18 protein-coding genes are annotated in these 20,526 nt (G+C 64.2%); 13 read left to right on the top strand and 5 right to left on the bottom strand.

The genetic code is table 11. From position 1 onward, the window contains the following. The first annotated feature begins 19 nt into the window (after window positions 1-19). From L2Y97_RS13960 to L2Y97_RS13945, 4 genes are all read left to right on the top strand, one after another. Window positions 20-787 (top strand): SDR family oxidoreductase, encoded by a 768-nt coding sequence (locus L2Y97_RS13960; RefSeq protein ID WP_247427601.1) that lies wholly within the window; start codon window positions 20-22, stop codon window positions 785-787. Between the two features lie 17 nt (window positions 788-804). Further along, window positions 805-1,296 carry an Ohr family peroxiredoxin gene (locus L2Y97_RS13955; protein WP_247427598.1) on the top strand — a complete coding sequence of 164 codons (492 nt, stop codon included), beginning with the start codon at window positions 805-807 and terminating at the stop codon, window positions 1,294-1,296. Between the two features lie 173 nt (window positions 1,297-1,469). After that, a complete protein-coding gene (locus L2Y97_RS13950) occupies window positions 1,470-1,766 on the top strand; it encodes a hypothetical protein (protein ID WP_247427595.1) in 297 nt (98 codons plus the stop codon). Further along, the gene (locus tag L2Y97_RS13945; protein WP_247427592.1) at window positions 1,766-3,562 is read left to right on the top strand and encodes a GGDEF domain-containing protein; all 1,797 of its coding nucleotides are present in this window, start codon (window positions 1,766-1,768) and stop codon (window positions 3,560-3,562) included. The genes L2Y97_RS13950 and L2Y97_RS13945 overlap by 1 nt, the downstream gene beginning before the upstream one ends. A gap of 110 nt (window positions 3,563-3,672) precedes the next feature. On the opposite strand, the gene ykgO is transcribed toward L2Y97_RS13945, so the two are convergent. The 4 genes from ykgO to L2Y97_RS13925 form a co-directional block, all read right to left on the bottom strand. Continuing rightward, window positions 3,673-3,798 (bottom strand): type B 50S ribosomal protein L36, encoded by a 126-nt coding sequence (gene ykgO, locus L2Y97_RS13940; protein ID WP_029213509.1) that lies wholly within the window; start codon window positions 3,796-3,798, stop codon window positions 3,673-3,675. An 89-nt stretch (window positions 3,799-3,887) separates the two neighbouring features. Next, entirely contained in the window at window positions 3,888-4,802 is a 915-nt protein-coding gene (locus L2Y97_RS13935; protein WP_247427590.1) for a LysR substrate-binding domain-containing protein, read from the bottom strand. 237 nt (window positions 4,803-5,039) lie between these two features. Continuing rightward, complete coding sequence (locus L2Y97_RS13930) at window positions 5,040-5,675, bottom strand: 3-oxoacid CoA-transferase subunit B (protein WP_247427588.1); 636 nt, start codon at window positions 5,673-5,675, stop codon at window positions 5,040-5,042. Between the two features lie 10 nt (window positions 5,676-5,685). Next, on the bottom strand, window positions 5,686-6,405 hold the full coding sequence (locus L2Y97_RS13925; protein ID WP_247427585.1) for a CoA transferase subunit A: 720 nt from the start codon (window positions 6,403-6,405) through the stop codon (window positions 5,686-5,688). Between the two features lie 204 nt (window positions 6,406-6,609). Here L2Y97_RS13925 and gndA point away from each other — a divergent pair, with 204 nt between their 5' ends. From gndA to L2Y97_RS13910, 3 genes are all read left to right on the top strand, one after another. Beyond that, on the top strand, window positions 6,610-8,025 hold the full coding sequence (gene gndA, locus L2Y97_RS13920) for an NADP-dependent phosphogluconate dehydrogenase (protein ID WP_247427583.1): 1,416 nt from the start codon (window positions 6,610-6,612) through the stop codon (window positions 8,023-8,025). Between the two features lie 185 nt (window positions 8,026-8,210). Then, the gene (gspD, locus tag L2Y97_RS13915; RefSeq protein WP_247427581.1) at window positions 8,211-10,568 is read left to right on the top strand and encodes a type II secretion system secretin GspD; all 2,358 of its coding nucleotides are present in this window, start codon (window positions 8,211-8,213) and stop codon (window positions 10,566-10,568) included. 113 nt (window positions 10,569-10,681) lie between these two features. Further along, on the top strand, window positions 10,682-13,825 hold the full coding sequence (locus L2Y97_RS13910) for an efflux RND transporter permease subunit (protein WP_247427579.1): 3,144 nt from the start codon (window positions 10,682-10,684) through the stop codon (window positions 13,823-13,825). A 9-nt stretch (window positions 13,826-13,834) separates the two neighbouring features. On the opposite strand, the gene L2Y97_RS13905 is transcribed toward L2Y97_RS13910, so the two are convergent. Continuing rightward, window positions 13,835-14,131, bottom strand: coding sequence for a hypothetical protein (locus tag L2Y97_RS13905; RefSeq protein ID WP_247427577.1), 297 nt, complete (start codon window positions 14,129-14,131; stop codon window positions 13,835-13,837). A gap of 236 nt (window positions 14,132-14,367) precedes the next feature. Between L2Y97_RS13905 and L2Y97_RS13900 the strand changes: the two genes are divergently transcribed. The 6 genes from L2Y97_RS13900 to L2Y97_RS13875 all read left to right on the top strand — a co-directional run bounded on the left by L2Y97_RS13900 (window position 14,368) and on the right by L2Y97_RS13875 (window position 20,525). Continuing rightward, window positions 14,368-15,030 (top strand): STN domain-containing protein, encoded by a 663-nt coding sequence (locus L2Y97_RS13900; protein ID WP_247427575.1) that lies wholly within the window; start codon window positions 14,368-14,370, stop codon window positions 15,028-15,030. Next, window positions 15,027-15,569 carry an RNA polymerase sigma factor gene (locus L2Y97_RS13895; RefSeq protein WP_247427574.1) on the top strand — a complete coding sequence of 181 codons (543 nt, stop codon included), beginning with the start codon at window positions 15,027-15,029 and terminating at the stop codon, window positions 15,567-15,569. The genes L2Y97_RS13900 and L2Y97_RS13895 overlap by 4 nt, the downstream gene beginning before the upstream one ends. A 5-nt stretch (window positions 15,570-15,574) precedes the next feature. Next, window positions 15,575-16,543, top strand: coding sequence for a FecR family protein (locus L2Y97_RS13890; RefSeq protein WP_247427572.1), 969 nt, complete (start codon window positions 15,575-15,577; stop codon window positions 16,541-16,543). A 135-nt stretch (window positions 16,544-16,678) separates the two neighbouring features. Then, on the top strand, window positions 16,679-18,286 hold the full coding sequence (locus L2Y97_RS13885) for a ShlB/FhaC/HecB family hemolysin secretion/activation protein (RefSeq protein ID WP_247427570.1): 1,608 nt from the start codon (window positions 16,679-16,681) through the stop codon (window positions 18,284-18,286). 34 nt (window positions 18,287-18,320) lie between these two features. After that, complete coding sequence (locus L2Y97_RS13880; protein ID WP_247427568.1) at window positions 18,321-20,105, top strand: DUF2341 domain-containing protein; 1,785 nt, start codon at window positions 18,321-18,323, stop codon at window positions 20,103-20,105. Window positions 20,106-20,117: 12 nt separating this feature from the next. After that, entirely contained in the window at window positions 20,118-20,525 is a 408-nt protein-coding gene (locus L2Y97_RS13875) for an ExbD/TolR family protein (protein ID WP_139983309.1), read from the top strand. The last annotated feature ends 1 nt before the right edge of the window (window position 20,526 follow it).

Raw genomic sequence — 20,526 nt, 5'->3', positions numbered from 1 at the left:
GCGACGTTCGGAGATAGCCATGAAGATCCTTGTTATCGGCGGTACCGGCCTTATCGGCAGCAAGGTGGTCGCGCGCCTGCGTGAACACGGCCACGACGCGGTGGCCGCGGCACCTTCCACTGGTGTGAATACGCTTACGGGGGAAGGGCTCGATGCCGCGATGGCGGGCGTGCATACCGTGGTGGATGTGGCGAACTCGCCATCCTTCGCCGCGGATGACGTGATGCATTTCTTTACCACCGCCGGGCACAACATCGCCGCGGCGGAGCGCAAGGCTGGCGTGGCGCATCACGTGGCCTTGTCCATCGTGGGTACCGACCGCAAGCCGGGCAACGCCTACTTTGCGGCCAAGGATGCGCAGGAAGGGATCATTCGTGACGCGGGGGTGCCCTACAGCATCGTGCGCGCCACGCAGTTCCTCGAATTCACAGGCGGTATCGCCAACGAGGCGGGGCAGGGCCCGGCTATTTCCGTATCGACCGGAGGCATCCAGCCTATTGCCGCCGAGGAGGTCGCCGCCGCCGTCGCCGACGCAGCCATGGCCCCGCCCATCAACGGGTTCACCGAGATTGCTGGGCCAGAGGCCCTCCCCATGGACGAACTCGTGCGGCGCTATCTGCGCGCCAAGGGCGACGCACGCCAGGTGAAAGGCGATCCCGGCGCACCGTATTTCGGGGGCGTCATCAGCTGGGGTTCGCTGCTACCTGGCCCAGGCGCGCACCTGGGCAAGGTGGGTCTCGATGCGTGGCTGGCCGCCCAATCCGCAGGCGCGCACGGCGCAGCCTGAGGGGAGGTAGCGTTGCCATGGAGCCCAGGGCGCCCCACGTTTCTTTCCTCGACCGGTACCACGGCGATGCCTTCCAGCCGCTCTATACGGCAGATGTCACCGTGACAGGTGGTGTTGCCGCCCACGCGAGGGCATCGGGCATCGCACGTTCTTCCGACGGCGAACTGGATGTCGCGTTGCGCCTGCCCATGGCCCTCGGTGGCCCTGGTGGTGGGACGAATCCCGAGCAACTGTTCGCGGCGGGATTCGCCGCGTGCTTCCACGGCGCGCTTACGTTGCTCGCCGAGCGTTCCTCGATTGCCATACCGGATGCAGCCGTGAAGGCCCGGGTCACGTTCGGCCGTGACCCGGTGGACGGCCAGTTCACGCTCGTGGCGGATGTGCGTATTGCCCTGCCCGGTGTCGCGCGGCCGCTCGCGGAGGAGCTGGTGCGTTGTACCGAGCGGCTCTGCCCGTACGCCAAGATGGCCCGCCAGGGTATCGATTGCACGGTCGCTCTGGAGCCCTGAGCACCCGGGTGGTGTGACCGTGGTCTCGACCCTTTGGGCCCGGCCGGGTGGCCTACTACTGCACCGCAGCCCGGGGCGGTATGATCGCGCCATGATTTGCCTCGAGGGGAGGCGAGCCAAGCGGGCCGGGGGCAAGGCCTCCGGTCCAACGGACAGGTGCGATGGGAAACGTCATGGACTTTCTCGCCCGCGTCGGGCAGGACGCGGCATTGCGATGGGGCCCCGCGGCTGATCGCGATGCGCTGCTCACGGCGCTGGGGATTGATGACGAAGCAACGCGCGAGGCCCTTGCCGGCGGCGATGCGGGCGCGCTGCGCGCGTTGCTTGGCGGCGCCCGGTTTATCGCCACCCAGATGCCGGGTCCGGATGAGGAAGAGGCGCCGGATGAGGATGGCGGCGAGGACGACGACGACGGTACCGAGCCGTTGAAGAAAAAGGGGCCCGACGCTCCACCAAGGAAGGGACATTGATGCCTGTGAGCCGCTGGATCCGCCATGCATTGTTCCTGTTGGCCGTACCCGTTGCGGGTATGGCGGCCGCGCATGCAGAGGCGGCCAGGACACCTGCGCAGGCCGCCGAGATGCTGGAGCGCGCCGACCAGGTCAAGCACGCCGATTTCGACGGCTTCACTCATTTGCTCCAGGATGCCGCCCCCATGCGGGCGCAAATGGACGCGGCAACCGCCACGAAACTCGCGTTCCTCGAGGGATGGCGTGCGACGTGGGTGGGTGATTTCGACAAGGGCCGCGGCCTGTTGGAGAGCGTGGCCGATACGTCGCCTGATGCGGTGTTGCGCGTCCGCGCACTCGCCACCTTGATCAACCTGTTCGGCGTGTCCCACCGTTACGAGGACGCCTTCCGCCGCCTCAACCAGATGCAGGAGCTGCTGCCGTCAATTCGTGATGCGCGGGCGCGCTTCGCCGCACTGGGCGAGGCGTCACAGTTGCTCAGTTCGGCCGGGCAGTTCGATGCGGCCGAAGCGTATGCGAAGCAGATGGTGGATCAACCGCCGGAAGATGAAACCGAATGCAAGGGTATGCAGCACCTGTTGCGTGCCCGCAGCGAGGCGAACCGGCTGGTATCGATCGACCCGGAATATCAGCGCGCCATTGTCTCGTGCGACAAGGCGGGTGACACGGTGTTCGCCGATACCATGCGCGCCGACATCGGGTCGTTCTACCTCCGCCATGGCCAGCCGCGGGCCGCGATCGACCTGCTTGAACCGCACCGTGATGACCTGCGCGATACCAGCTACGCAACCCTGCTTGCAGAGTTCGATGCGAGCCTGGCGAGCGCCTACCTGGCCATGGATGACCTGGCGAATGCGCGGCGTTATGCCCTTTCCGCCGTGGCGGGCTCGGTGCGTGACGAGTTCACCGACCCGAAGCGCACCGGCTTCAAGGTGTTGTACGAAGTGGAGCAGCGGTTGGGCAATGCGCAGGCGGCGCTTAATTACCACGAACAGTATATGGCGGCGGACAAGGCGTACCTGGACGATATCAGCGCACGCAGCCTGGCCTTCCAGATCGTCGATCAGCAGGTGGTGGCTCGCAAGGCCGAAGTGGATGCCCTGAACAAGAAGAACGAGATCCTGCGGCTGTCCAATGCGCTGGACAAGAAGGAAGTGGAAACCGGTCGCCTGTACATCTTCGTGCTGGGTCTTTGCCTGGTCGGTATCGTGGCGCTGGTGCTGCGCCTGCGCCGTTCCCAATTGCGCTTCATGCGCATGGCGCGCCGGGATGGCCTGACGGGCATCTGCAACCGCGAGCATTTCGTGGAGCAGTCGGAGCGGGTACTTGCGTACGGTGCGCGGTCGGATCGTGGGGCGTGCCTGATCCTGTTTGACCTGGATCACTTCAAGAACGTGAACGATACCTGGGGCCACTCGGTGGGCGACGAGGTGTTGAAGCGTGCGGTGGATGTGTGCCGCCGTGCGTTGCACGCATGTGATGTGTTTGGCCGGCTGGGCGGTGAGGAATTCGCGGTGCTGTTGCCCGATTGCAGTCCGGCGCAGGCGCGGGCGCGTGCGGAGCAGCTGCGTTTGTCGATCTCGGCAACGTCGGCGACGCCGTCGCGGCCGGAGTTGCTGGTGACCGCGAGCTTTGGGGTGGCGTCCACGTTGCAATGCGGTTTTGAGTTGCACCGTTTGCTGGTGGTGGCGGATGGCGCGCTTTACCGCGCCAAGCGCTCCGGTCGCAATTGCGTGTTCATGGGCGATAGCGGGGACATCCCGGATTCGCCGTACCCGGTCGCAGCCTCGGGCTAAGCGGTTCATGCGCCGTGCCTCGGCGCGCTGGCGTAAGCTGGGCCCCGCCGAGCGGGCAACAAAAAAGGCCGCTTGCGCGGCCTTTTAAGCAGAACCCATCGCGGCTGTAATTAGCGCTGACGGGCCTTGAAACGCGGGTTCGACTTGCAGATCACGAACACCTTGCCGCGACGGCGAACGACTTTGCAGTCACGGTGACGCGACTTCGCGGACTTCAAAGAAGAAAGCACCTTCACGGCCAGCTCCTGATACAAATGAGATACGGGAAAAACGGGATTGTAACCATCCCCTTGGGATAACGCAAGCGCCGGAATCAACTCGCGTTTCAGCCGAGGCCCAGCTTCGCCCGGGCCTCGCGCACCGTGCGCAGGAAGATCTCCAGCACGGGGGACGTATTGTCGGCCCGCCAGCCCACTGCAAGCAACATCCACGCTTCCGGGTCATCGATCGTCACGAAAGCCACCTTGTCCAGGGTGACCGCGCGGAGCGACGCCGGGACCAGCGCCACGCCCATGCCTGCGGCGACCAGGGGGAGCAGGGAGGGGATCTGCTGCGCTTCCTGATAGATATTCGGGCGGAAATTTGCCTTGCCTGCCAGCATGTTAAGGCGATCAATGAGAGTGGCAGCATACGCCCGCGGCGGTGCGACGAAGCGCTCGCCAGCGAGGTCGGCCATGGTCACCGAGGGTTGCCTGGCCAGGCGGTGGCTGGCGGGCAGGGCAAGCACCAGGGGCTCCTGGTCGATCACTTCCATCTTCAGCTGGCGCGCGTTGGCGACGCCCTCCGGCGGTGCGCGGAGCAGGCCCACATCGATCTGGCCGCTAAGCAGCGCGTCGTATTGGGCATTGGTCGGCATCTCGACCAGGTGGAGGCTGACGCCTGCCGCCGCATGCGAGAAGCGGATAAGGGTCTCGGGCAGCGCCCGGTGGAAAGAAATGGAGAGCGCGTAGGCCAGCTTGAGGTTGCCCGTGAACCCGGCCGCGGCTTCCGCCACCACGGTTCGCGCGGCCTCGGCGCGTGCGAGGATCGCCTTGGCCTCGATCAGGAAGATCCTGCCGGGCTCGGTCAGGGCCACGCGGCGCCGGTTACGGTCGAGCAGGCGAACGCCGAGATCGGCCTCAAGCGCCTGTATTTGCTGGGAAAGTGGGGGCTGCGAAATGTGCAGGCGCTGCGCTGCCTGGGTGAAGCTCAGGGTTTCCGCTACCTCGACGAAGTAGCGCAGCTGGCGCAGGTCAAACATAGTTGAATTTCATATAAGTGATCGCTGAAAGATATATTGGCGAACATTTCCTAGGAAATCTATTATTTGTCTCGCCCTACCACCAACCCCTCCCCCTGGGTCGGTAGTGGCCCTCGCTCCGTACTGGCGCTATACCCGGTGTTTTGGCCTACCTCCCCCCCCGAGGCCCACACTGAGGCGCCCTCTGCGGAGCGACTTTATTCTGAAAGCCCCGGTCGTGAGACCGGGGCTTTTCTTTTATACCTTCGATGTGAACTCGCAACCCGTAGCGTCGCGCAGCTTGGCCACATCCACATCCGGTGCCAGCTCGATCAGCTCCAGGCCGCCCGGGGTCACATCGAACACGCCCAGCTCGGTGATGATGCGATCGACCACGCCCTTGCCGGTGAGGGGCAGGGTGCATTCCTTCAGGATCTTGTGGCCGCCATCCTTCGCGGTGTGTTCCATGACGACCACGACGCGCTTCACGCCAGCCACCAGGTCCATCGCGCCACCCATGCCCTTCACCATCTTGCCGGGCACCATCCAGTTCGCGATGTCACCTTCGCAGGTGACCTGCATGGCGCCAAGGATCGAAATATCGATGTGGCCGCCACGAATCATCGCGAACGAATCCGCGCTGGAGAAAAACGCCGCGCCCTTGCGCGCGGTGACGGTCTGCTTGCCTGCGTTGATCAGGTCGGCGTCCACTTCATCCTCGGTGGGGAAGGGGCCGATGCCGAGCAGGCCGTTTTCGGATTGCAGCCACACATCCACACCCTCAGGCAGGTGGTTGGCCACCAACGTGGGCAGGCCAATGCCGAGGTTCACATAATCGCCGTCGGAGAGTTCCTTGGCGGCGCGCTGCGCCATTTGTTCGCGGGTCCAGGCCATGATGATCTCCTCAGGCGCGCACGGTGCGCTGTTCAATGCGCTTGGATGGCGCGGGGTTGTGCACGATGCGGTCGACGTAGATGCCCGGCGTGTGGATCTGGTCCGGATCGAGCTCGCCCACCTCCACCATGATTTCCACCTCGGCCACGCAGACCTTGCCGGCCGTGGCGACCATCGGGTTGAAGTTGCGCGCGGTCTTGCGGAACACCAGGTTGCCCGACGGATCGGCCTTCCACGCCTTCACCAGGGCCACGTCGGCCACGATGGAGCGCTCCATCACGTACATCTGCCCGTCGAACTCGCGGGTCTCCTTGCCTTCGGCCACCTGGGTGCCGTAGCCCGTGCGGGTGAAGAAGGCCGGGATGCCGGCGCCGCCGGCGCGCAGCTTCTCGGCCAGGGTGCCCTGCGGGGTGAATTCCACCTCCAGCTCGCCGGCCAGGAACTGGCGCTCGAATTCCTTGTTCTCACCCACGTAGGACGAGACCATCTTGCGGATCTGCCGGGTTTCCAGCAGCAGGCCCAGGCCCACCCCATCGATACCAGCGTTGTTGGACACGGCGGTGAGCTGCTTCACGCCCGAGTCCCGCAGCGCTTCGATCAGCAGCTCGGGGATGCCACAAAGGCCGAAACCGCCGACGGCGATGATCTGCCCATCGGCCACCAGACCTTTCAGCGCCTCGTGGGCATTGGCCACACGCTTGTCGCGCTTGTGCGACGTCACCTGGTTCATGCGTACCTGTTTCCTTCATGGCGGGCCGGCCGCCGGTTCGCCGGCCATGATAGCCGACCGCCATCACGTTCCGTCGCCGTTTTCCCGGGCATGCTTGGGAGAAGTGATGCTGCAATGCGGCGAATCTCGCGCGAATTTCGCCAATCGCGATGGCATCGGCGCATCTATCCTCGACCCTTTCCGTTGGCTTCGTCGGAGTGACCCGTGAGCAAGCAGAAGATTGGCGTGATCGGCATGGCCGTGATGGGCCGCAACCTGGCCTGGAATATCGAAAGCCGCGGCCACGCGGTTTCCATCTATAACCGTACCAAGTCCCGCACCGATGAGGTGATGGAAGAGAGCAAGGGCAAGAAGCTCATTCCCACCGATACCCTGCAGGCCTTCGTCGATTCGCTGGAGAAGCCCCGGCGGATCCTGTTGATGGTGCAGGCGGGCAAGGGCACCGATGCGGTGATCGAGGAATTGCGCCCCCTGCTGGATAAGGGCGATATCGTGATTGACGGCGGTAATACCTATTACAAGGACACCGTGCGCCGTGGCGAAGAACTGGCAAAGGACGGGCTGCATTTTATCGGCACCGGTGTTTCCGGCGGCGAGGAAGGTGCACTCAAGGGCCCGTCGATCATGCCGGGCGGCCCGCGCGATGCGTATGACCTGGTGGCCCCGATTCTCACGGAAATTGCTGCGAAGGCCCCCGATGGCGAGCCCTGCGTTACGTACATCGGCCCGGACGGCGCCGGGCACTACGTTAAGATGGTGCATAACGGCATCGAATACGGCGATATGCAGCTCATTGCCGAAAGCTATGCGGTGCTGAAGCACGTGGTGGGGCTTTCCAATGAAGAACTGGCCGCGGTTTACGATGAATGGAACAAGGGCGAACTCGACAGCTTCCTGATCGATATCACGGCGAAAATCTTCCGCCGCAAGGATGAGAAGACGGGCAAGATGCTGGTCGATGTGATCCTGGACCGCGCCGCGCAGAAGGGCACGGGCAAGTGGACCAGCCAGAGCGCACTGGACCTGGGCGTGCCGCTCACGCTCATCACCGAATCGGTCTTTGCCCGCGTGCTGTCCTCCATGAAGGATGAGCGCATGGAGGCCAGCAAACAATTGAAGGGCCCCGGGGCCGGCAAATTCAGCGGCGACCGCAAGGCCTTTATCGAGGCCGTGCGCAAGGCGCTGTATATGAGCAAGCTCATTTCCTATGCTCAGGGCTTCGCCCAGCTGCGTGCGGCATCGGAGGAGAATCACTGGGATCTTCATTACGGTGAGATCGCTAAGATCTTCCGCGCCGGCTGCATTATCCGCGCCCGTTTTCTCCAGAAGATCACCGATGCCTACCAGCACGATCCGAAGCTGAAGAACCTCCTGCTGGATCCGTATTTCCGCGATATCGTCCAGGGTTACCAGGGCGCCTTGCGCGAGGTGGTGGCCGAGGCCGTGCGGATGGGGGTGCCGGTACCGGGTTTCTCGGCGGCTATTGCTTATTACGACAGCTACCGCGCCGAGGTACTTCCTGCCAATCTCATTCAGGCACAGCGCGATTTCTTTGGTGCCCACACGTTCGAGCGGATTGACGAAAAAGGCAGTTTCCACGCCGAGTGGGCCGCTGACTGAACAGGCCCGCATCGCCCCGAATGGCGCGCCGGACCTCATTCCGGCGTGCCGTTAATGTGCGCCAGTCGAGTTTTGCAATGACACGCTAGCGCTGGAAGGGAACCTCCCTATAGAGTTGGGCCTCTAACGAGGCGGCCGCCCGAGGGGTAACGGCCACCGAGTCCAACGAGGGAGTACGTTGTTCCATGTTCAAAAAGCCCGTGATCAGCGTTACGGCGCTGGCGGTAGCGCTTGCCGGATGCACCACGCTACCGCAACCCAAAGACGATGGCGCACTGCAGCGAGAAGCCCTGGCCGGTACCGAAAAGCCGGCGCCGCGCCCGGTAATCGCCCCGCCGGTTGGCCCGCAGAATGCCGTCGTCGCCCCCGCACAGATCACCACGGGAACGGGCGAGTTCGTCAAGCCCGTGGGCCTGGCCGAACCGAAGCCGGTGGCCGAGGGGCAGGGCACCGTCACCTTCAATTTTGAGAACCAGCCGGTCGAGTCGGTGGTGAAAGCCATCCTGGGTGACCTGCTGCACGAAAACTATTCGATCGTCCCGGGCGTCCAGGGCAACGTCTCGTTCTCCACCTCGCAGCCGGTGACGGCCGAGCAGGCGCTGCCTATTCTTGAAACCTTGCTGTCGTGGACCGGTAATGCGCTGGTCCGCACCAATGGCCGCTATGTGGTGATGCCCTCCAAGGATGCCGTGCCGGGCAACGTGGTGCCGAGCATCGGCGCCACGGCACCGCCGGGCGGCCTGCAGGCCCGCCTGTTCCCGTTGCACTTCATCTCGGCCACCGAGATGCAGAAGCTGATCAAGCCCTTCGCGCGGCCCGAAGCCACGCTGTTGGCGGACCCGACGCGCAACGTGATCGTCATGGCCGGTACCGCGAGTGAGCTGGATAACTACTCGCGTACCGTCAAGACTTTCGACGTGGATTGGCTGCGCGGCATGTCCGTGGGCGTCTTCAGCCTGCAGCGCGCCGAAGTGAAGGACCTGACCCCCAAGCTGGATTCCATCTTCGGCGACAAGGGCAATACGCCCATGGCCGGCATGCTCCGTTTCATCCCGATCGAACGCACCAATTCGCTGGTGGTGATCAGCCCGAATGCTACGTACCTCGAAGAGGTGAAGAGCTGGATCGACCGCATCGATCGTGGCGGTGGCAACGAGCCGCAGCTGTTCGTCTATGACGTGCGTAACGTGCAGGCTTCCGACCTGGCCGATTATCTCTCGGATATCTATGGTGGCGGCTCGGGCAGCAGCGGCGGCGATCGCGGCGGCCGCGTCGGCCCGGGGCTTAGCTCGGGCACGCTGGGCAGCAGCGGTGATAGCGATCTTGGCAATCGCGGTGGTTCGGGCCTGGGCAGCACCACGGGTTCGTTCGGTAACAGCTCATCGTCGTCGAGCTCCGGCTACCTCAACACCTCAAACAATGGCGGCCTTTCCACGTTTGGCTCGAATGGCACCAGTGGCACGGGCAGTTCCTTCGGCGCTGGCTCCTCGGGGAGCAGCGGCTTCGGCGACGACGATTCCTCCGGTCGCCGTCAGCACAGCGGTGGCATCACTACGGACGATGGCGTGCGCATCACCAGCGTCGATACCAACAACCAGCTGATGATCCGCTGCCGTCCGTCGCAGTGGGCCGAGATCGAACAGGCCATCAAGCGCCTCGATACCGTTCCGCTGCAGGTGCAGATCGAAACGCGCATCCTGGAAGTGAACCTTACGGGTGACTTCCAGTTTGGCGTGCAGTGGTACCTGGAAGGCCTGGTCGGCGGCACGAATGGCTCGGTGGGGCAGCCCGGCAACAAGCAGCAGTGGGCCATTGGCAATGCCGGTAATGTTTACACGCCCGCCACCGACTCGTTCTTCTATTCGTTCGTGAACAACAACCTGGCCGTCGCCCTGCATGCGATGGAGCAGAATGGCAACACGAAGACGCTCTCGGCGCCGTCGCTGGTGGTGTTGAACAACCAGAAGGCGCACATCCAGGTCGGTGACCAGATCCCGATCCAGCAGACCTACATCAACACCAACGCCAATACCGACAACACCATTGGCCAGGTGGAGTACAAGGACACGGGCGTGATCCTCAACGTTCGCCCACGCGTGAATCCGGGCGGCCTGGTGTACATGAACATCAACCAGGTCGTGAGCGCGCCGGGGCAGAAGGATGCAACCACCGGCAACTTCCCGATCCAGCAGCGTGAAGTGGCTACGCAGGTCGCGGTGCAGAGCGGCCAGACGGTGTTGCTGGGTGGCCTTATCCGCCAGATCGATAACACGACGGACACTGGCGTGCCGGGCCTCAACCGCATTCCCATCTTCGGGCGCCTTTTCGGTAGCACAACGCGCGGCAAGAACCGCACGGAACTGATCGTGTTGATCACGCCGAAGGTGATCACTAACGGCGACGAAGCCAAGCAGGTCACCGACGAATACCAGCAGAAGTTCGAATCGCTGCGTCCGTTCCGTCCCGGCTCACCGGGCACCGCCGCGCCCGGCACCGCGCGACTCGGCAATGGCGAACCCACCGTCACCGTTCCCCTGAAGTAATACTCCCCCCTCCAGACCGTGCCATTGGTCAGCCAACCAATGGCACGCTTCCATGTGGCGCTCCCGTTATAAGGTCGGCCCCTGGGTGGCTGAAAGGGAGTTTCAGGGCAGTGATGAATGTATTCGCACCTCTGATCAAGCGTCCGGCGGGCGCTTCGCTGCTCGGCATCGGGTTGGTGCTGGCGGGACTCTGGGCCTACCTGCAACTCGGCGTCGCGGCGTTGCCGAATGTCGAATTTCCCGCTGTCGTGGTGTTCGCCCAGGTGCCTGGAGCCAATGCCGATACGATGGCCAACACGGTCATGGCACCGCTTGAGCGCCATCTGGGGCGTATTCCGGGCATCAGGCAGATGGCGGGCATCGCCGATGCGGGGTCGGCGCAGGTGCAGCTGCTGTTTGAGTTCGGAACCGATACCGATGCCGCGGCACGCGATGTGCAGATGGCCATCAATAGTGCGGCCACCGACCTTCCGCCGGGCATGCCCGCGCCGCCACAGTATTTCAAGTTCGATACGTCCCAACTGCCCGTGCTGTTGATCACGCTGAGCTCCGATAGCGTGCCGCCCGATCGTCTCTTTGACCTGGCGGACAGCCTTGCCAAGCCCGCCATCGCGCAAGTGGACGGGGTGGCGAATGTCACGGTGTCGGGTGGATCGCCCCACGCTGTCCGGGTGGAGCTGGATAGCCTGGCATTGGCAGCCAAAGGCATAACCGCGAATGACATCAGCAACGCGCTCATCGCCGCCAACGTGACCTCTGCACTCGGCACGATCGGCACGAGCGCCTCGCAGATGACGGTGCTCGCCAATGACTCGCTGCGAGATCCCGCCGCGTTCGCCCAATCCATCGTCGCCGTGCGCCATGGCACGCCGGTGCGGCTGGCCGATGTCGCCTCGATCAGCAGCGGGCAGGAGGACCTTCATCAGAAGGCATGGTTTAACGGCCAGCGCAGTGTCGTCTTACAGGTAAGCAAGCGCGCCGAGGCCAATGCCGTCGCGACGGCCGATGCCATACGATCGCGCCTGCCGGCGCTGCGCGGCCTGTTGCCGGCCGATACGCGCATCACTCCCATCTTTGACCTGACCCAGTCGACGAAAACGGCCTTGCATGAAGTGGAGCTTACGCTGGGCGTCAGTGTGCTCATGGTGGCCGGGGTCATGCTGCTGTTCCTTCGCAGGTGGGGGCCCACGCTTATCGCGATGGCGAGCGTGCCACTCTCGCTCGCAGGCGCATTCGTTGCCATGTACCTCCTTGGCTATACGCTCAACACGCTCTCCCTTGTAGCGCTCGTGCTCGCCATCGGGTTCGTGGTCGATGACGCGATCGTGGTCATTGAGAACATCGTGCGACATATGGAAATGGATATGGCGCCGTTGGATGCGGCCCTGGTCGGTACGCGTGACATCGGCTTCACGGTCGTCTCGATCACGCTGTCATTGATCGCTGTCTTCGCACCCATGGTATTCGGCCATAACATCTTTGTATCGCTGGTCCACGAGTTTTCAGTGACGCTGGTGGTCGCGATTGTGGTTAGCGCAGCGGTGTCCCTGACCATCACGCCGGCCTTGTGCGGACGGTACTTGCGGCACCAGCCACGGGGCGGTGAGTCAGGCTGGGCGGCGATGCTGGCGCGGTGGGACGAGCGCGTTCTCCGCCACTACGAGCGAATGCTCGCGTGGGCCATGCGCCACCGCCGCGTCATGCGCTGGCAACCCGTGCTCCTGATCGTGTTGACCGCTGCGCTGGCCGTGGTGGTGGCTGCGACGGCAGGCGGCGGGATCATGCCCGATGAAGACCTGGGCATGCTGCAGGCGACCCTGCGCACGGATGCCAATGTATCCCCTGAGCGGCTGGCCGAACGTAGTCGCGCTGTCGCCGAAACGCTGCTCGCGGACACTGCGGTGGCCGATGTCACCGCGATACTTGGAGGTGGGAACGGCCCCGGGGGTGCCGTGGGGAGCACCGCCTCGTTCTACGTCGATTTGAAGCCGCCCGCTCAGCGCAGGGTAAAGGTAGGCGACGTTATCAAACGGCTGGCCAGCCGCTTCAAGGGCCTCAGCGACGTTACCGTGGTGATGTCGCCGGTACAGTTCTTTGGCGGTAGTGGCGATACACGCTCCGGTGGCGCCCAATACCAGGTGCAGCTCACCAGTTCATCCGGGCAGGGTTTGCAGGACACGACGCTGGCGCTGGCGCGGCGCATGCGCACGTTGCCACAGGTACGAGACGTGGGCACCAGCTTCGACGCGATCGGCAAGGAGCAGGCAGTAACAGTCGATCGCGATGCCGCAGCCCGCCTCGGGGTGAGCATGGCTGCGGTGGACGAGGCCCTGTACAGCGCGTTCGGCCAGCGCCAGATTGCGAACATTTATTCGGAAACGAACACCTACAAGATCGTGCTCACGGCGTCGGGCGCCGAAGCGCTGCAGCCCGGCGCGCTCCTCACTACGTACCTGCGCAGCGACAAGGGCGCCATGTTGCCGCTTTCCGCCGTTGCGAGCATCGCCCCAGCGATCACGCCTACCGGCATCAGCCACTACAACCAGCTGGAATCGTCGTCGATCAGCTACAACCTGGCCCCCGGCGTGAACCAGGTGCAGGGGATGCGCATCGTCGATGACCTGGTCGCCCACGCCCGGCTCCCGCCTGGTGTGCAGAACGACTATTCGGGTTCAAACCAGAAACTGATCGAAGCCGTGGTCGGCGCCATGCTTATGTTGATGGCGGTGATCGTCATCATGTATGTCCTGCTGGGCATCCTGTACGAGAGCCTCCTCCACCCACTCACCATCCTTTCCACACTGCCCGCAGCCGGTATGGGGGCTTACCTCGCCATGTTCGTGACGCAGACGCCACTCACGCTCATGTCGGTGATCGCGGTGTTGATGCTGATCGGCATCGTGAAGAAGAACGCCATCATGATGGTGGACTTCGCCTTGGTGGCGGAGCGGGAGCGGGGCATGTCGCCGGTCGATGCGATCCGCGAGGCGGCACTGGTGCGTTTCAGGCCCATCACAATGACTACGCTCGCCGCCATGGGAGCCGCGCTGCCGTTGGCGATCGGGTTTGGCGTCGGGTCGGAAATGCGCGTGCCGCTGGGCATCGCCATCCTCGGCGGGTTGCTCGTGTCGCAGCTGCTTACCTTGCTAAGTACGCCGGCAATCTATCTGTGGCAGCACGATCGGCGGGCGGCAAAGGCGCTTCGGCGCGAACGCCGCCTGGCAAAAGGGCAGCTTTCCTCGTCGCCATCCCTGTAGGAGCGACGTTTAGTGGACAGGTGAGGGGTAGGTCGGAGCGGGTGGCCGGTACGGTTGCACGCTTTGCCCCAGGTTCGTGCTCATGCGGTGGCCGAGCGCAGCGGCGTTGTAGAGGCCAAGCTTGTTGCTCGGTACGTTGCGCACGTCGTTGGCATCCAGCGGCGAAGGCATCGGTGTCCCCGTGGCCAGTGCCTGGTTGAGGCAGGTGTAGGAGAGGGCGGCGCTACCGGTGAGCGCGGGCTCCACGCAAGAGGTATTCGCCTGGGCATGGACACCGGGAAGATCCACCACGGATTGCGAATGCACGCTCGCCGCAGCGGACAAACTGACAAGCAAAAGACAACTTTGCCGAATCCACATATACCTTCCCCATAGGCCTCGGCGCGTTGGATACCACGGTATGACGCGAAAGAGGAAGCACGTCACGGCTGTCATGGCCGCGTCATCAACCTTGTCACTGAACCGGCGCCTTTGTGTCATGTGCGCTACCTAGCCTTGCGCCCGATAACCCTGTGATGCGTTGGCTTGCCCGAGGACCGATCGTGACACGTTGTGTCCTCGCGCTACTGGCCTGTGTGCTGTGCTTTGGCACGGTGCAGGCGGCGCCATGGGGAGGGGATACCACGCCAGGGATTACGCATGGACCGACGCGCTTTGATATCGATGCCCAGCCGCTGGCCGGCGCATTGCGCGCGTTCAGCGAAACCACGGGTATTGCGGTGCTTTTCGATGATGCACTGGTGGCTGGTCGCGACTCGCCAGGCCTGCATGGTGATGCGAGCCCGCGCGATGGACTACGCATTCTGCTGGTCGGCACCGGCCTCAACGCGCATTTCAGTTCGATGAACGCGTTCACGGTTAATGCCACACCGGCGGATGCCACGGAACTCGTGGGCGCGCCACCACCCGCCACTCCCGAGCTTGCCGAAAACGATGCTGCCGAATTGCAGCGTGCTGTTGAGCAGGTGCTATGCGTGCGCAGGGATACTCGCCCAGGCAGTTTCCGTCTTGCGCTGCAAATTTGGATCGATGCGAGTGGTCACGTCGCTGATGTGGTCGCGCTGGCCCCTTCCGATGATGGCGAGCGCGATGCCCGCGTCGTGGGTGCCATACGCCGCGCCCGCGTGCCGGCACGCCTCGCCGCCGCCAGCCCATTTACTGTGTTGCTCGCGCCCTCGCGTATCGACGCGTGCGGGGCGGCATGAACGGTGATGCATCGCTCCTGGGCCTGTTCCTCGCCAATTACGAGGATTTCCGCCGCCGCCTGCGCCGCCGGCTGCGCTCGGATGACCTCGCCGACGATGTCATGCAGGAGACCTACCTGCGCGTGGAAAAGCTGGCCATGCCCGAGGGCCATGCTACGCACCCCACGAGTTACCTGTTCCGCATGGCGCTTAACATGGCCGCCGACCATCACCGTGCGCAGGGCCGCCTGCTAACCGGGGAGGAGGTCGATGAATTACTGCACGCCGTGGATGATGTGGTGGAGCCCTCCATCGTGCTGACGGCCCAGCAGGACATCGCTGCGCTCAGCGTGGCGCTGGATGCCCTGACCCGGCGGCAGCGGGACATCCTGATCGCCGCGCGCGTGGATGAGCTTCCGCAGGCCGATATCGCGGCCCACCACGGCATCTCCGTGCGCATGGTGGGCAAGGAACTGAAGAAGGCCCTTGAGACCTGTGCCACGAAAACGGGGCGTCGAGTGTTCCAGCGGTTCGGTCCCGGGGCGCGGGAAACGTCTTGACGGTTATGGAACCCTTACACCGCCATGACAGCGACAGCCACGCGCACGCCTGGCTGGTCCACCTCACCTCAGGCACCGCTACCCGCGAGGATGGCGAGGCTTTTCGCCGCTGGTGCGCCGAAAGCCAGGAGCACGCCCTGGCATTCGCACGGGCGCGTGCCCTGTGGGAGGCGCTTGGGCCCGCCGCCGCCCTGCGTGAGCACGAGCAGCGAACGCGCGGCCGGGCCAGGGCACGGCACGATGTGCGCATGTCACGCCGCGCGTTCATTGGCGGCGCGCTGGCGGCATCGGTGGCGGGCTTGCTCATGGTACGCAGCGATGTGTTCGGCCAGGGCTCCACGCCCGATGGCCGTACCCTGCGTACCCGGGTAGGCCAGCAGAAGACGCTTTCCATCGCGCCCGGCGTGTCGCTGGAAATGAACACCGATACCGATATTGCCGTACGCGAGCAAGGCGGCACGGTGACCGGCATGCACCTGCGCCAGGGCGAGGCCGTGGTAAGGATTGATGCGGCCCGCAAGGAGCCGTTCGTGGTCGAGGTGGCCGATGGGCGGCTGTTCTCGTCACCGGGTGCCTCGTTCGCCGTGCGTTGCGCGGATGCGACCGCCACCGTGACCTGCCTGGGTGGCCAGACGGTGATCAACCGTGCGGGCGCCAATGTGCCCGTGAAGCCATCGCAGCAGGTGGCGTTCGACGACAGCGGCATAGGCGCACCCGTGGCGGTGAATCTTGATACCGCACTTGCGTGGCGCGATCGCGTGCTTATCTATGACAACCAGCCACTGGCCGATGTCGTGGCGGATATCAATCGCTACCGGCCAGGGCGCATCGTCATCACCGACCGCACCTTAGGCGAGCGCCGCGTCCATGCGCGTTTCACGCTGGATCAGATGGGTGAGGTAGCCACGCTGATCGAGGATGCCTATGGCGCGCATGCCACGCATTTGCCCGGTGGCTGGGTGCTTTTGAGCTAGGCGGCGCGCGGGCCATGCGGGGCCGCATGAATTTTTCGTGACACCGGTTCAGTGCCACCCCAGCCCACGCGTCTAAGGGGCAAACGGAACACAGGGGAAAGTCCGCGTGGGTACACGAGCATTTCGGGTGAACGCATGAAGCGTGCCGCAAACCCGCGGGTGTTGGCCCTGGCCACCGCCATCGCGTTGGGGCTTACCGCCCATGCCACCGCGCAGGATGCGCCGCAGTCGTTCGATGTGAACGAATACGTCGTCGACGGCAACACCACGCTGCAAGCCCTCGATATCGAAACCGCGGTGTACCCGTTCCTGGGTCCCGGCAAATCGATGAATGATGTAAGTGGCGCGCGCGATGCATTGCAGAAGGTGTACCAGGCGCACGGCTTCCAGTCGGTAGTGGTGGATATCCCGCCGCAGCAGGTGAAGGAAGGCGTGATCCGCCTGCAGGTCACGGAGAACACCATCGGGCGCGTGCGCGTGGAAGGCGCGATATACCGTTCGCCCAAGGAGATTCGCGAGGGCGTACCGGCCCTGACCGAAGGCGACGTGCCGAACTTCAGCGCGGCGCAGCAGCAGCTCACCGATGTGAACCGCCGCGCTGGTGCGCAGGTGGTTCCGGTGCTCACCCCGGGCAAGCTGCCCAACACGATGGATGTCACCCTGAAGGTCAATGACAACAAGCCGGTCACCGCCAGCCTGGAAGTCAACAACGACCACAGCGTGAACACGCCGGAACTGCGCACCGTCGCCAGCATCCGTGATGACAACCTGTTCCAGCAGGGCCACGCGGCCTCGCTCACCTATATCGTCGCACCGCAGGACCGTAACAGCTCGGAAGTGTGGGCCGGCTCGTACCTCGTGCCGTTCAACACCGACTGGAGCATGCTGGCCTCCGGCTACAAGTCCAACAGCAACGCCAACGCCGTGGGCGGCACTACCGTGCTGGGCAAGGGCAATGCGTTCGGTTTCACCTTCGTGCGCAACCTGCCTACCCATGGCGAGTACTCGCAATCGCTCTCGCTTGGCGTCACCCGCAAGCACTTCGACCAGAACCTTGTACTGGGCGAGGACACCTCGAAGGCGCCCATCACGTACATCCCGGTGAGCGTGACCTACCAGGGGCAGCGCGTCGGCGAAAAGTCGCTGAGCACCATGTCGCTCGGTGGCGTCGCTGGCTTCCGCGCGGGCGGCAGCAGCGCTGCGGAGTTCGATAACCAGCGCTACAAGGCGCGGCAGAACTTCTTCTACGTCAAGGCCGAAGGCGGGCACACCCGCAACTTCGACAATGGCTGGAGCCTGGTCGGCCGCCTAGCGCTGCAGCTCTCCACGTCATCGCTCGTATCCAGCGAACAGTTCGCCGCCGGCGGCGAGAGCACGGTGCGCGGCTACCTTGAGGCCGAAGAGACGGCCGACCACGGCGTCATCGGATCCATGGAACTGCGTACGCCGTCGATCGGCTCGCACATCGGTGGCTGGGTGAACGACTGGCGCTTCCTCGCGTTTGCCGATGGCGCGCACCTGCAGCTGATGAACGCACTACCGCAGCTCATCGATGCGAACAACCCGGATGCCGGCAGCCGCACGGTGAAGACCTACGACCTATCCAGCGTGGGCGTAGGCACGCGCTTCCAGCTGTTCAACATCGCCACCGGCGCCTTCGAGATCGCTTACCCGCTCAACGACGGGCAGGCCACGAAGGCCCACGACACCCGTATTCATTTTTCTCTCAAGGCCGAGCTCTGACCGGGCGCTAGGGCAACCACCCAGGGGTACCACCGTGAAACGACTTCTGTTCCTCGCCTCCATGTTGATCGGCCTTGCGCCGGCTGCCCATGCCGCCGATGCGTCGTGGTGGAACCAGGATTTTGCCTACCGCAAGGCCATCACCCTCGATACCACCGCCAAGGGCGGCAATGTATCGACGGCCGTGGGCCGTGTGCCCATGCTGATTCGTCTGCACTCAGGCAACTTCACGTTCGATGGCGTTTCGGAATCCGGTAACGACATCCGTTTCGTCGCCGCCGATGACAAGACGCCGCTGAACTACCAGGTCGAGAGCTTCGATCCGGTGCTGGGCGTGGCCCTGGTCTGGGTGGATGTGCCGCAGCTGGGCGCCGATGCGCAGCAGCAGGTGTGGATGTACTACGGCAACCCGAAGGCGCAGGGTGGCGACAAGGGTGCGGCCACGTTCGATGCCGACTACGCCGCGGTCTACCATTTTGAAGACGCCGCGGGTAGCGCCCCGCGCGATGCCACGGCCTACGCCAACAACGCGGCGGGCAGCGTTGCCACCGTGGACGGTATCATTGGCAAGGCCGCCCGCTTCGATGGCAAGCAAGGCCTCAGGATCCCGGGTGCGGTATCGATGGCCCTGGCCCAGGGCGGTGCGTTTACGTTCAGTGCGTGGGTGAAGCCGGATGCGGTGAGCGATGGGCGTGTCACGCTGTACGCTCGCCGCCAGGGCACGCAAGAACTGATCATCGGCCTGCAGAACGGTGCGCCGTTCGTGCAGGTAGGCGAGGGCGATGCCGCTCCCGCCAGCACGCCGGGTGAGCCGCTGAAGGCCGCCGCGTGGGCACACGTGGCCGTGACCGCCGCCGATGGCAATATCCAGCTCTTCGTGGATGGCAAGCCGTATGCAACGCTCGCCGCCGCACTGCCAGCGCTGAACACGGAAGCCACGCTCGGAAGCGATAGCGCCGATGCGCCGAACGCCGGTACGGCGTTCGCGGGCCTCATGGATGAAGTTCGCATTTCCCGCGTGGCACGCCCCGCCGCGCTGATCGCCGTCGATGCACAGGCGCAGGGTGCGGAATCGAAGTTGGTGGCCTACGGCACGGACGAGAAGCAGGCCGGTGTCGGCTTCGGCTACTTCGGGATCATCGTGAAGTCGGTGACGGCGGACGCCTGGGTCGTGATCGGCATCCTGCTCGTCATGGCCGTGATCTCGTGGGTCGTGATGTGGCAGCGCGCTTCGTACGTGAACCGCGTGAGCCGCGCCAACGATGAGTTCCTCGATGCGTTCCGCAAGCAGGGCCGCAACATCCTTGCTCTCTCGCGTGACCCGGCCGCCGCGCGCCTCGGTGATGCCTCGCTCTACCGCCTCTACAAGGTGGGTGCCGGTGAAGTGTGGAACCGCCGCGACGCGGACGGTCATGACCATATCGCCCCGGAATCGATCGAAGCCATCCGCGCCACCATGGATTCCACGATGGTGCGTGAAAACCAGCGACTGGCCAAATCGATGGTGATGCTCACCATCGCCATCTCCGGCGGCCCGTTCCTTGGCCTGCTCGGTACCGTGGTCGGCGTCATGATCACGTTCGCGGCGATCGCGGCGGCCGGCGACGTGAACGTCAACGCCATCGCCCCGGGTATCGCCGCCGCGCTGCTCGCCACCGTGGCCGGCCTGTTCGTCGCCATCCCGGCGCTGTTTGGCTACAACTACCTGCTCATCCGCAACAAGAACGTCACTGCCAACATGCAGGTGTTCGTGGATGAGTTCGTGACCCGCCTGGCCGAGCAGCAGCGCACCGTGGCTCCCGCCGCGGTCGCCGCGTAAGGACACGCCGCCATGCGCGCCCAGGACGACGACAAGCCGTATGACGACATCAACATCACGCCGATGCTCGATCTGGCGTACGTGCTGCTCGTCATCTTCATCATCATGACGACCGCGTCGGTGCAGGGCATCAAGGTGAACCTGCCCAAGGCATCGGCCGCGGTGAGCATGGCCAAACCGCAGACCAAGGCCATCACCATCTCCGACACCGGCCAGGTGTACCTCGATGCGTATCCGGTGACCCTGGCCGAACTGGAGCAGCGCCTGCGTTCGCTGAAAGCACTGACGCCGGATTTCCCGGTGGTGGTGAAGGGCGATTCCACCGTGCAATACCAGAAGGTGATGGACATCCTGGACCTGCTACGCAGGGTAGATCTGCCGCAGGTGGGCCTCGTGACCGGCAAGGCGCCGAAGGGTTAAT

The organism is Luteibacter aegosomatissinici (assembly GCF_023078495.1).
Classification (GTDB): domain Bacteria; phylum Pseudomonadota; class Gammaproteobacteria; order Xanthomonadales; family Rhodanobacteraceae; genus Luteibacter; species Luteibacter aegosomatissinici.
Note: the sequence above shows the minus strand (reverse complement) of the source record. Positions and strands in the feature narration are given on the sequence as shown.